The sequence below is a fragment of the Oligosphaera ethanolica genome (assembly GCF_030814695.1).
Lineage (GTDB): Bacteria > Verrucomicrobiota > Lentisphaeria > Oligosphaerales > Oligosphaeraceae > Oligosphaera > Oligosphaera ethanolica.
In genome coordinates this window covers 5,599,451-5,612,000 of record NZ_JAUSVL010000001.1, presented here as the reverse complement: position 1 = coordinate 5,612,000, position 12,550 = coordinate 5,599,451, and the positions used below count along the sequence as shown (strand labels likewise).

Here is a 12,550-nt window from a genome sequence, read left to right as displayed (position 1 = left end):
CCAACCAAGGCCGTCGTCAGCAAAAACAGCAGCAGTAACAGATGACACATCATTTTCGGCATCGGTTGGCCCCCCTTTGGCGTAAAACTTGTTTGTTTATTTCAATCATCGTATCTAAGGCGTTTTTTAGTCAGGCCGCGCTTCTTCATCAGGCGGTCGCGAATGGGGCAAAAGCGTTCAGCCGGGACGCGGCTGAAGTTGCAAAAAAAGTAATTTCCGAGGCGAGCATCGATGTCCTGGTCAACCAACACCTCAAGAATGTCGTCGGGGGTAACGGCAAGGACATAACGATAACCCAGTTCATCACTTTCATCTTCAAGCCAGTCAAGCCATTTGTTTCCTTTGAGATCATCGTAAATCATCTTGTCATCCTTTCATTTGTGCTTGTGGGAGTTTTGCAAGAAGCTCAATAAGCTCCTTCGACAATCGCGGCTTTGTCTGCTGCGCTACAAACGCCTCCGTAATAAATTCAGCTGGTCTCAGCTCCGCAAACCTGCTCAGCATGGTAATGTCAAATTTTCGCAGCAGTTTGCGATCATCTTCCGGCCAATCACGCTCGTTAACGTGGACCATAACATAAATCCTGCGAGTTACCATGAAGGAACGCCACGGCATACCGCCATCGCTGAACTCACGATTACCGTTTGTCACGAGGCCGGCCACCTGCTGATGCTGTGGCTGCCGGAGCGATATGCCGTCGCCTAATTGCCGGCGGCTGGGGCTTTACCCAGGCGCTTGGGCGAGATGGCGGAAAGGCGTTGTTGCAGCAGTCCGCCTTTGCCTGAGCGGCGAGGGGCGGCGGCCATTTGCGGCGTGGTTGGATGGCGTTTCGCTGGGCAGATGATTGCGAATGGCGATGGCGGGATTGGGAGGGACGGGGGGATTTTGTGGCTGAATGGCGGGGGCGGTGATTCGCCGTTGGCGGCGCGGGGCACAAAACGCGGAGGTCACGGCGAATGGCCAAAACGGAGAATGGCCAGAAACGGCAAAAATGTGTTTCTGGAAGTATCTTTTCTCCATATGGTTATGGATGTGCCACGCATAGCGGAGTCCCGGGATTCTACTTGGCGGAGAATTTGGCCGGGGCGGGCCGGAAAAGGCGGCCGGGGGGGGCGGGAAAGGGCCTTCTCTGTTGGCGAACGGAGAAGGACGGAGAGTTGCAAAAGCCTGTGGGACAAGGGGCTTTGCGCGTGGAACCAAGAAGCCTCCCGGTGGAGTCCGGGAGGCTTCTTGGATATTGGCTGGTGCGCGCAACAGGATTCGAACCTGTGACCTCTACCGTGTGAAGATAGCGTTCTAACCAGCTGAACTATGCGCGCAGGGTAGCAGTAATGGAACAAGCTTTAAACTATCCGCATTTCGGGTGTTTGCAACCTCAAACACGCAATGGGGAGTGTTTTTTGTCCGCAGATTCCGCAGATTGACGCAGATTTTTCTCACGCGAAGGCGCGAAGGCGCGAAGAAGACAGGGAAGATGGCGGCATGTCTTGCCGCTGCGCGTCAAGCCACGCCGCCGGGAGGAAGATTTTTATCTCACGCGAAGGCGCGAGGGCGCGGTGTAGGGGCGGACCTGCGTGTCCGCCCTCTTTTTTTCTCACGCGAAGGCGCGAAGGCGCGAAGAAGACAGGGAAGATGGCGGCATGTCTTGCCGCTGCGCGTCAAGTCACGCCGCCGGGAGGAAGATTTTTATCTCACGCGAAGGCGCGAGGGCGCGGTGTAGGGGCGGACCTGCGTGTCCGCCCTCTTTTTTTCTCACGCGAAGGCGCGAAGGCGCGAAGAAGACAGGGAAGATGGCGGCATGTCTTGCCGCTGCGCGTCAAGTCACGCCGCCGGGAGGAAGGCAAGGAAGATTTTTCTCACGCGAAGGCGCGAAGGCGCGAAGAAGAAGGCAAGGAAGATTTTTCTCACGCGAAGGCGCGAAGGCGCGAAGAAGACAGGGAAGATGGCGGCATGTCTTGCCGCTGCGCGTCAAGCCACGCCGCCGGGAGGAAGATTTTTATCTCACGCGAGGGCGCGAGGGCGCGGTGTAGGGGCGGACCTGCGTGTCCGCCCTCTTTTTTATCTCACGCGAAGGCGCGAAGGCGCGAAGAAGACAGGGAAGATGGCGGCATGTCTTGCCGCTGCGCGTCAAGCCACGCCGCCGGGAGGAAGATTTTTATCTCACGCGAAGGCGCGGGGGCGCGGTGTAGGGGCGGACCTGCGTGTCCGCCCTCTTTTTTTCTCACGCGAAGGCGCGAAGGCGCGAAGAAGACAGGGAAGATGGCGGCATGTCTTGCCGCTGCGCGTCAAGTCACGCCGCCGGGAGGAAGGCAAGGAAGATTTTTCTCACGCGAAGGCGCGAAGGCGCGAAGAGGAAGGCGAGGAAGATTTTTCTCACGCGAAGGCGCGAAGGCGCGAATCTGTAGGGGCGACCGGCTGCTCGCCCCTTTGTAAGTAAGGCGGCGCGCTGTGTTTACCAGCGGTAGTAGCGGTATGGGTCGTCGCTGGCCTGCGGGGTTTGCAGGTAGTAGCTATCGAGCCAGGGTCCGCGGATTTGCAGGGCGGGTTTGCCGAGGATGCCGCCACGTTGATAGGTGTCATTGACCAGAATGGTGAGGACATTTTCGCCGTCGGTCTTGAGCATGCCGGGTTTGAGTTGGTAGAGGCGGGGGAAGCTCCAGTAGTTGTCGGGGTTGGTGGTTTTGGTGACTTCGCCGAGGAAGGTGTCGTTGAGCCAGACCCACGATTCGTCATCGACGGGTCCGATGTAGAGTTCGAGGCCGTCGAATTTGAGGTTTGCGGGCGTCTGGAAGCGTTTGCGGTACCAGAAATGGCCGTCGTAGTTGGAAAGTTCGGGGCGGAGAGTGTCGAACGTCCCGGGGACCTCAATGGGCGGCCAGGCGGCGCTGTCGGAGTCGCTTTTGAACCAGCCTTGATCGCGGCCGGTGTTTTTGGGGTCGTCGATGCCGATCCAGCCATCGCTGAGGTCGATTTTGCGTGGTGACGGTACTTGGGCGATGAGATTTGGCAGTGGGTTATGCATGGCGGCGCCGAGATTAGCGAGGAGTCGCGCCGTGAGGTACAGCGAGCGGCGGTAGCTGGTGCGCAGGTATGGCTTGGCCACGTAGTCGAAGAGCCACGGCGGGGCCTGTTGGATGGCGCCTTGGCCATTGCCGTGGGGCATGGCGAGGACGGCGTGGGTGGCGTATTCGAAACCGTCAAGGCGCAGGGCGGTGAAGGTCAGTTTGGTATGCCAGTAGGTTTCGGCGGCGCTGACGCCGCGCAGGGCTGGCGCGAGTACGGCGGGAAGTGGCTGGGCGTAGTCCTGGACGCCGTCTTCGGCGACGAGTTCGGGATCGATGCTAGCTAGTTCCGCGGCATTGAGGCCGAGAGCAAGGGTGTTGCAGCCGTTGTCGACGGCGCTGGCGAGACGTCCTGACAAGGCAGGCGCGGCCTGGAAGGCGCCGGGGCCGAGGACGACGAGGGAGTCGGCGTCAAGGGACTGGTCAGCGTAGGGTGCGAAGGCGACACCGAGTTGCTGGAGGAGTTCGCGGCCCTGGTCATTGCCGGCGTAGAAGGTTTTGCGGGCGGGCTTGGGGGCGGGCGCCTTGTCCAGGTAATTGATAAGCGCCTGGGTGAGTTGGGTAGCGCTGAAGTCGTCCTCGCTGCGGGCGGTGACATCGAGTTGGCAGAAGATAGTGCGGCCGTGTTCGAGTTCGCATTCCAGGAGCGGGGCGTATTGGAGATCGAAGCCGCCGTCGATGAGTGCGGTCCAGTTGCCGGCGCTGGGTTTTTCGATGAGTACGGAGGCGACGGCGTTGCGGTTGCCGGCGCGCCAGACGCGGGTATTGCGGAAGTCGTGCCAGTTCCAGTGCGGGTCGCTGGTTTCGAAGTGCGGCAGGTCTTCGAGGAACGGCGTGGTCATGGTGGCGTGGCCGCGCCAGTATTTGAAGAGCGCGTCGGGATTGCGGCCGAGGGCGCGGATGGCCGGGTGGTCGGGGGTGCGGACGAAGAGTTCGCGCAGGCCGTGGATGTTGGTGCGGAAGCCCAGGCGTTCGCTGAGGACCTCCTGGGTTTGCTCGAAGACCAGCACCCGGCCGGTGCGGACGGCATCGCCGAGCCACGGCAGGGCGGGCGCCGCGCTGAGGGCCTCGCGGCCGATGATGATCGTGCGGGAAAGATCGGGCGTGCTGTCGGCAGTGATCATATCGATTTGGCGCAGACCGATGCGTGTGAGCCAGTCGCGGGTTTTGCCGGCGGGATCGAAGAGTTGCGGTGTGGCGCTGAGTTCGAGGCGGGGCTGGGCGGGCTGGGCGCGGAGGGTGAGACTGTCGGTGAAAATCACGCCGTTGTCAAAACTGCAGCCGAAGGCCACGGCGAGGGTGCGGGGCGTATCGACCCGTGGCATGCGCAGGGTGATGGGGATGATCTTGATTTCGCCGACGGCGAGTTTGACGCTGTCTTTGGTGGATTGGCCGTCGAACGACCACTGATAGTCGCAGACGCGTACGGCGCGGGAATCATTGATGATGACGATGGACTTGGCGACTTTTTCGCGCGGGGCGTAGACGCTGGTTTTGTCGGTAGGTTCATCGGCTTTGCCGCCGATGTAGGCGCAGAGTGGCTGATTCCAGCGGAGGAATTCCTTGCCCAGCTCGGTGGGGTAGAAATCGTTGGCATCGCCGCGGTCGTTGAGGTAGCTCCAGGTTGCGGTGATGCGTTCGGGGACGATGCCGGGGGTCTTGAGGCCCTGGTAGGCGTTGGGATTCAGGTAGTTGGTGGTGGTGCCGGGTTTGCGGCGCCAGAGGGTGTCCTGATCCCAGGGGAGCATGGCGGAGACGCCGTGGGTGCGGTGTGAGCGCCAGTTGTCCCGGGCGTATTTGGCCATGATGGGCACGTAGAACGGGTAGTTGCCGACGGCGTGGCAGAGACTGCTCCAGTGGAATGGCTCGCCGGTGGCCCAGAGTTTTTCTTCGCGGTCGATGGCGGATGAGCCGGCCATGGCCTGGGTGTAGGCGTCATTGCCGAGTTCGGCGGCGGCGAATTCGGCGGCCCAGAGGCTTTGGAAGGCGGGAGTGCGCCAGATGAAGGCTGGTCCGCGGTAGCTGGACCAGGTAGAGACATGGGGCAGGCCCCATTCCACGAAGAAGACGGGCTTAGTGCCGGTGCGGGACCAGGTTTCCATCCAGTCGGAGCGTTCCTGGAGGGGCGACCAGTTAAGGTAGATATTGATGCAGAAGACATCGCCGAGATTGCCGGACTCGTGGTGGTAGACGGGGCGGGTGGAGTCGAAGGACTTGGCGATATTTTCGGAGTGCTTGGCCTGGACGCGGCGGTTCCAGCGTTCGAAGCCCTTATCGGGGACGAGTTTTGACCAATCGAGGTCTTTGGGCTCGGGCTGATAGACGCCGTCGAGTTTGAGCGGATTTTGGTCGCCGTGATAGCCGGTGGCATTGTGGTTCATGGCGTACATGACGACGGCTGGGTTGTTCTGGACGCGGCGGATGAGCCAGCGGGTCATGTCGGTGTAGCGTTTGGCGACGTCGGGCTCGTGTAGTTTCCAGTTGAAGTGGCTGACGTGGGGGAGACTGAAGGACATGAGCATGCCGCTTTCCTGGCAGCCGTCGAGCAAGCCGTCGATGTAGGACATATCGCCGGCGCGGAAGTTGTAGTTGCCGGTGATGAGGAAGTTGAAGCCGTAGCGGCGCATGCGCTCGATAGTATTGAGGGCGCCTTCCTTGGCTGCCGCGCTGGCATTGCTGTTGCTATTGGTGTTGTGGAGGGCGCGGAGGCGGATGACGCTGCCATTGAGCATGAAGTCGCGGCCATTGACCCAGAATTCGCGGAAGCCGAAGGTGACTGGGGTGAATTGATCGACGACCTGGCCGTCGGTGGTGGCGAGAGTGACTTTGGCGGTGAGGAGCGTGGGTGAGTCGATATCCCAGCGTGGGGCGTCGCGCCAGGGCGCGGTGAAGGCGATGGTGTTGGTGTTGGCGTCTGAGGCGCGCAGGGGCTGGGAGCGGAAGCTCTTGAGGAGCTGGTTGTCGGCGGCGAAGACCTCGGCACTGAGGACGAGGTTGCGATCATCGTTCTGGCTGAGATCGGCCTGGAAGCTGATGCTGTTGTTGCGCACGGAGGGGACGATGGCGACGTGGTCGAGGCGCTGCGCGGCAGGGCGGGCGTGGAGGAAGACATCGCCGGTAATGCCTTTTAGTTTCAAAGAGGCCTTACTTTCGATGACGCGGTCGGGGGCCATGAAGTCGAGGCGTTCGTTATCCAGCGGCATGGCTTTGACGAGTAGGGCGATGGACTGTTCCTGGCCGGGTATGAGCCACTTGCTGAGATTGACTTCGCCGCCGGGGAACCAGACTTCGCCGGCGGGGGCGCCGTCGACGAAGACTTTGGCGTAGGTATTGACGAGAGTGAAGTCGATGGCGACATCGCGGTTTTGCCAGTCGGCGGGGACGGTGAAGCGGCGTTGGAACCACGCCTGGGTGCTGAGGGCCTCGTCTTTGCCCAGTTCGGTTTCGAGGTAGGGCGAGAGGATGGCGTTTTGGGTGCTTTCGTCGGTCCAGCGGGTGGTCGGCCAAACGGCGGGTATGCGGAACCAGCCCCAGCTGTCACCGGCGGCGGGGACTTTGTCTTCGCTGTCGGCGTTCAAGACGGGGCGGAACTGCCAGAGGCCATTGAGGCAGACTTTTTCGCGGGTGGGAGTTTGCTGGCGCCAGGCGTCGGCGATGGCCATGGCGTTGCCGGCTTCGGGCGGGCAGGCGGCGTCAACGGGGGCAGTGATGCGTTCAGCGACGACGGTGAAGGAAATGTCCTTGAATTCGACGGTGCCGGACTTACCGAAGTTCGAGGCACTGAAATCGAGGAAGGCGGCGCCTTTGGGTATGAGGTAGGTTCGTTCGCAGTAGGTCCAGTCGGTTGTACCGACCATGCCAAAGACATCGGGCCAGGGGCCGACCATCTTGCGATTTTCGTCCTGGAACGTCATGGCGAGGCGGCCGGTCTGCCAGCCTTCCTTGCCGCGGACCACGTCGGTGACTTTCATCCACATTTTGAGTTGGATTTTCGCGTCTTCGGGTTTGAGTTTGAGTGTCTGGCTGGCGCTGAGATCAGGGCCTGGGATGACGAGTTTGTTTTTGCCGTCGCTGTCCTGGGCGGCGAGGGCATTGGTGGATGCTCGCCAGCCTTTGAGGGACGGGTTGCCATTGTCATCGCTGAAGTTGCTGTTGACGACGAGCTGCCGGGCGAAGGCGCCGGCGGCGCAGAGGACGAGGGCGGTAATGAGTTTGCGCATGGGGTGACTCTCCTGGTGGTGGTGGGCTGAGGGTTTAAAATGATGGCACAGCAGGTTGGTAACGTACCACGCCGGGCGGTGATTGGTAATACCCCAGCCATTGATATTGGATGCGCGACATGCCTCGCGCTGGCGCGCGGGATGCGACGTGTCTTGCCAATGTGGCGCCCTCCGGGCGCAATTCTAACTTGCTATCATACCCCGGGTTGCGGCGCCCTCCGGGCGCCTCACCCGGGGTTATGCATGGTGCGGCCCTCCGGGCCGAACTTGGCCCATCTGACGACTTGCTTTGTCCGGTTCGGGACGAAAACCGCCATCATTCAATATCCATGTTTTTGCGCCGTAGGCGCTTAACCATGCTTAACCCCAGGCTTTAGCCTGGGGACGCAGCCTGCCAACAGACAGTGCCTCGTAGAGGCACCACAGTTTTGGTTATCAATGACTGATTGATTACGGAAATTGGCCTGTAGGGTGGGCGGTGGCCGTTGTAAAGCGTGGTGGCGCCGGCAATATTAGCGCCTGACGGTACGGCGGGGGAAGACGGCGCTAGCGCGCAGGTCGCGTAGTGATGACAACGAGCACGGAGAATGGCGATGACAATGCGGAACATGACGATGGCCTTTTTGGCTATGGTGGCGATGGCGTTTGCGCAGGTGAGCAGCGACACGCCGGGCTGGGTGCATTTTCCGGTGCCGGGGCTGGAGTTGCCGGCCGCAAGCGCGGTGGACATGGGTTTTCTCAATGCGGCGCCGGCGGGGCAGAACGGCTTTGTGCGGGCGGCGGGCGAGAATTTTGTGGATGACCGCGGCGTGCCGTTGCGTTTTTACGGCACGAACGTGACGGGCACGTCATGTTTTCCCAGCGTTGAGGATGGGCGCAAACTGGCGAAGCGGCTGCGGCAGTACGGCTTCAACTGCCTGCGCTTGCATTTCATGGACCCGGAGTACAACAAGGAGGTGATCTGGGAGGACGCCAATGCGGGAACTTTGTCCGCCGAGCGGTTGGCGCTGCTGGATCATTTCGTTGACGCGCTGGGTCGCGAAGGCGTGTATGCGAACATCAATTTGCACGTGTACCGGCGTTATCCGGGGCAGCCGGTTCCCGATGGTGATCGTACTTTCCATGCCGGCAAGAATATTGATCGCTGGTATGACGAGTATCTGGCCCATCAGGAAGACTACGCGCGGCGGCTGCTCGGTCGGGTGAACAGCGTCAATGGCCGGCGCTACGCGGAAGACCCGGCGATCATGTGTGTGGAACTCAATAATGAGAACACGATGATTGCCGATGTGCGCAAATCGATCGCGTTGTTGCCGGAGTCATTCCAGACCGCATACCGGCGTCTGTGGACCGCGTGGCTCATGAAAAAATATGGCAGCAGCGACGCGCTGCGGGCGGCCTGGTCGCGCGGCGTGGAGCCGTTGGGCGAGGTGCTGGTGTCGGAAAAGATGGGCTGGTACAATGAAAACGGCGAAGGTGCCGAGTCGACTCTGAGTCCCGGGCCGGAAGGCGGCTGGCGCTGGTTGGCGACCAAGAGCGGCAAGAGCGGCTGGAATCTGCAGCTGCTGATCCGTAATTTCAAGCTGGCGCCGGGGCTGTACACCGTGCGCTTTCAGGCGCGCAGCGCCACGGTGAGCAGCATCAGTCACAGCATTATCCTCAATGGCGAGCCGTGGCAGACGCTGGGCCTGTCAAGGAATATTGCGCTGACGCCAGAGTGGCAGGACTTCGAGTTCTTCGGGCCGATTGTCGAGGCTGTGAGTGACACGCCATATCGGGTCAATGTGAGTTTGGGCAACAAGCCCGGCGATGTGGAGATTCGCGGCTACAGCATTCAGCGTGGAGGTGGCGTGGGGCTGCCGGACGGCGAGAGCCTTGAGGCGGGCGTGAGACTGCCAGGCGACCGCAGTTGCAGCGAGGTCCTGACGGACTACTGGGCGTTTATGATTGATACGGAGATGGCCGGCACGCGTCGCCTGGTCAAATACCTCAAAGAGGAGATTGGCTGTCGCATGGTGGTGACGGATACCCAGGTGAGCTATGGCCGCATGGGCGGCCTGCAGCGCGAGTCCGAGCTGAGCGATTACATCGACATCCACAGCTACTGGGAACACCCGCATTTTCTACGCGACGAGAAGGGGCGTTCGACGGGCTTCCGCATTCGCAACAGCGCGGCGTTGGCCAACGCCAATGGCGGGTCGGTGCCGCTGCTGGCCAGCTGGCGGGTCGCGGGCAAGCCCTTTAGTGTGTCGGAGTACAACATTCCGGCGCCCAACGACCACAGCGCGGACCTCTTTCCCATGTTCAGCGTGGTCGCGGCGCTGCAGGACTGGGACGCCTTCTTCAGCTACAGCTACCGCGATTTCGGCAAAGACTACGCCAACACGGCGTTGCAGAGTTATTTCCATTTGATCGGCCGCTCCAATCTGCTGGTGCACGTGCCTTTTGCGACGCTGCTGTACCGGCAAGGGCGCCTGGCGCCGGCCACGCGGCGCACGACCATCGCGCTGCCGACGGCGATGGTGCCGGAGTATGCCCGGCAGGGCCTGCGGCCCGGGCAGATCCTCGAACAACTCGGCGGCAAGGAAAGCGCGGTGTTTACGCAGCAGCTGGCGGTCATGCTCGACGGTGGCATCAGCGACCCGGTGCTGCGTGGCGGCGACGGCTTGCCGCGTGTGGCTGACGACGGCGCGATTGTCAGCGACGACGGCGCGCTGCGCTTCCGTCATGACGATCCGGCGGGGGCGTACGTAAGCCTCAATCTGCCATCGGCGCGCATGCTCACGGGGCATGTCGCCGGTCGCGAGTTCAGCCTGGGCGACGTGACGATCACCGTGGCGGCGCGGCCGTGGCCGCGACCGTTGCCGGCCTTCAGCTGCGTGACGCTGGTGGCACTGGACGGCATGCCGATTGCCGAGAGTCGGAAGATGCTCCTGGCGGCGTCAGGCCGTACCGAGAACCAAGGCATGAAGTGGAATGACGACCGCACGGGCCTGAGCGGCCCGAAAGCCTGGGGCGAGGGCCCGGAGTTGTCGGAGATTGTGCCCATGAGCGTCGTCATTCCCGGCGGTGCGTTGACCCTGCGCGTGCTTGATGGCGACGGCGTGCCGCAGGCCAGCCGTGTCGTTCCTGATGGCCGCTTCAGCATCGGCAATGAGGAAAGAAGCCTGTGGTTCCTCCTCGAACGCCCCGCCACGGCCACGCCGTAAAGGGTTTATTTATGGTGGGTAACGCCCTGCCGTTATTCGGGAGTCAGTCCCAAACATATTTTTCGTCGTATTTGATTCCGTGTTTTCGGAGAAAAGCCCGGTATTCATCTTGAAACGTGTGCGTGCGGTGGTGTTCCATCTGGCCATCGATGTAGTGCTGGAGGACTTCTTTTTGACTTACGCCAATAGAAAAAATGCCATAGCCATTCTGCCAGGCAAAGACTTTCAACGACGGGTCCTGTCTTTTTAACCATCTGCTTGATGAGATTTTTATATCCTGGACCAAATCCGCTACTGCTATGGTGCGGGCGAGCAGTATGGCCATGTGTACGTGATCCTCCGTGCCACCTACCCGATAGGCCTCGCAATCGCGTTGACGAACGGTGCCGGCAAGTAATGCGTGAGCCTTGCAGCGAAGGTCGTTTACAAGCCATGGTTGGCGATCTTTGGTGCTGAAGATCAGGTGCAACAGGATGTTGGATAACGATTGCGGCATGATGCGGCCCTTTCAGAAGTTATGCCTGGGGGAACGGTAGTATTTGAACGAGGTAACGGATTGCGGTAGGGTTAGGTGTGCCAGTTAGGGAAAGGCGCAAAGTATGTGTCGCGATCTTGCCCCAACGGGGCAAGGCATACCAGCCCAGGGCAACGCCCTGGGAAGTATCCGCCTCAGGATCGAAGCGTTCTGAAGGAACGCGGCATGGAATGGACCTCTGGGGGCAGAATGACGGTATGCGGCGTTCTTTCAGAACGCCATTTTTAACGATACTCTTACCCAGGGCGACGCGCGCTTTCAGCGCGCTTGCCCTGGGCTGGTATGCACGCGCCGCGTTGGGGCTTGAATGCGGTCGCCGCGTTGGGGCGCGAATGCGGTCGCCGCGTTGGGGCGCGAATGCGGTCGCCGCGTTGGGCTGCAGAACATACAAGGAACTGTGTTGTTCGGTATTGCTGATTATGTGTGGTACCAACGCCTTTTTGGGGCAATGGGGCTACGTTATGGCCTGGTAGCGGGCGGGTGGTCGTGCGCCGTGAATGGCGAAGGCAATCGTTGGTGGCGGTTGGTTGAACACCGGTGGTGTTGGGTCGGGTTTGGTTATGATAGTCGAAGAGCATTCGTACATCTTGCCGAGTTATATGGGTCGCGCGGTGATCTGTCGCTACTCAGGTTTCTCCACTTCTCATAGTGTGCATCAGCATGCGACCTTTCAGTTTGTGTATGTGTTGGAAGGGGAGTTTGTCTTTGAGATTGGTGAGGAGCGCGAGCGCCTGCAGGCGGGTGAGCTTTGCGTATTGTCACCGGAATTGAGCCACCAGTGGTACCATCCATCGGGGATGCATTCGCGGCTATACATTTTTTTTTGCGGGGTAGCCGACCACGAACAGCTGGGCGGACTGGCGGATTTTTTGGCGCCGTGGGTGCGCGGGCAGTTTCGGCGGGTGACGCTGCCGTTGGGGGAGATTGAGCCGTTGGTGTCGCAGCTGACGGCGTCGGCGGCGCGACCGGAAACCGTGCGGCAGGCCGTGCAACTGGCGTTGAATCTGCTGATTATCACGGCATTCTGCGAGCGGATTGAGGCGACGGTGCCTTTTCAGCCGCGCAGCGACGTTCCGGAAGGCGTTATGAAGGCCGTGGCATTCATTGAGAAGAACTACGCGGACGCGTTGCATCTGGAGCAGCTGGCCGGGCTTGCGGCGTTGTCGCCGGGGCGATTTTCGGTCCTGTTCAACCAGATCATGGGTCTGCCGCCCATGCAGTATGTCAATTTTTATCGTTTAAGCAAGGCGCAGGACCTGCTGCTTTATTCCTCGCTGACGCTTGAGGCGATTGCGGAGAAAACGGGCTTTCGCTCGCTGCACTATTTTTGCCGGGCGTTTCGGCAGGCGTTGGGCGAGCCGCCGGGAATTTTCCGCAAGAAGTACTGGGAGAAATACCGCGAGGACAAGGAGTCGCGGGTGACGGGGGATGAGAGCATGCTGCATTCCGGTTGCGGCAATACGCTATATGACCAGCAGCAAAAACAGTGGAAACGGCAAGACGACCACGCGGATTTTTTGTAAT

Annotated in this window: 6 protein-coding genes and 1 tRNA gene; 2 read left to right on the top strand and 5 right to left on the bottom strand. The window is 60.7% G+C overall.

Features of this window, described 5'->3' with window-relative positions; translation table 11 throughout:
• Positions 1–101 precede the first annotated feature (101 nt).
• From J3R75_RS19375 to J3R75_RS19360, 4 genes are all read right to left on the bottom strand, one after another.
• Complete coding sequence (locus J3R75_RS19375) at positions 102–362, bottom strand: hypothetical protein (protein WP_307265279.1); 261 nt, start codon at positions 360–362, stop codon at positions 102–104.
• Between the two features lie 4 nt (positions 363–366).
• Entirely contained in the window at positions 367–651 is a 285-nt protein-coding gene (locus J3R75_RS19370; RefSeq protein WP_307265276.1) for a hypothetical protein, read from the bottom strand.
• Positions 652–1,242: 591 nt separating this feature from the next.
• Positions 1,243–1,319 (bottom strand) — tRNA-Val (locus J3R75_RS19365).
• Positions 1,320–2,452: 1,133 nt separating this feature from the next.
• Positions 2,453–7,282, bottom strand: coding sequence for a beta galactosidase jelly roll domain-containing protein (locus J3R75_RS19360; protein ID WP_307265273.1), 4,830 nt, complete (start codon positions 7,280–7,282; stop codon positions 2,453–2,455).
• A 593-nt stretch (positions 7,283–7,875) separates the two neighbouring features.
• On the opposite strand from J3R75_RS19360, the gene J3R75_RS19355 reads away from it, so the two are divergent.
• Positions 7,876–10,491, top strand: a complete 2,616-nt coding sequence (locus J3R75_RS19355) for a cellulase family glycosylhydrolase (protein ID WP_307265271.1) — start codon at positions 7,876–7,878, stop codon at positions 10,489–10,491.
• A gap of 43 nt (positions 10,492–10,534) precedes the next feature.
• Here the strand turns inward: J3R75_RS19355 and tnpA are convergent, their stop codons facing one another.
• Complete coding sequence (gene tnpA / locus J3R75_RS19350) at positions 10,535–10,987, bottom strand: IS200/IS605 family transposase (RefSeq protein WP_307265270.1); 453 nt, start codon at positions 10,985–10,987, stop codon at positions 10,535–10,537.
• A 536-nt stretch (positions 10,988–11,523) separates the two neighbouring features.
• Here tnpA and J3R75_RS19345 point away from each other — a divergent pair.
• Positions 11,524–12,549, top strand: a complete 1,026-nt coding sequence (locus J3R75_RS19345) for an AraC family transcriptional regulator (protein WP_307265267.1) — start codon at positions 11,524–11,526, stop codon at positions 12,547–12,549.
• Position 12,550: the final 1 nt, after the last annotated feature.

Bases quoted from the DNA above. Each gene is read 5' to 3' on its own strand.
- J3R75_RS19375 (WP_307265279.1), bottom strand. From the start codon at position 362: ATGATTTACGATGATCTCAAAGGAAACAAATGGCTTGACTGGCTTGAA.
- J3R75_RS19360 (WP_307265273.1), bottom strand. From the start codon at position 7,282: ATGCGCAAACTCATTACCGCCCTCGTCCTCTGCGCCGCCGGCGCCTTC.
- J3R75_RS19355 (WP_307265271.1), top strand. From the start codon at position 7,876: ATGACAATGCGGAACATGACGATGGCCTTTTTGGCTATGGTGGCGATG.
- tnpA (WP_307265270.1), bottom strand. From the start codon at position 10,987: ATGCCGCAATCGTTATCCAACATCCTGTTGCACCTGATCTTCAGCACC.
- J3R75_RS19345 (WP_307265267.1), top strand. From the start codon at position 11,524: ATGGCGAAGGCAATCGTTGGTGGCGGTTGGTTGAACACCGGTGGTGTT.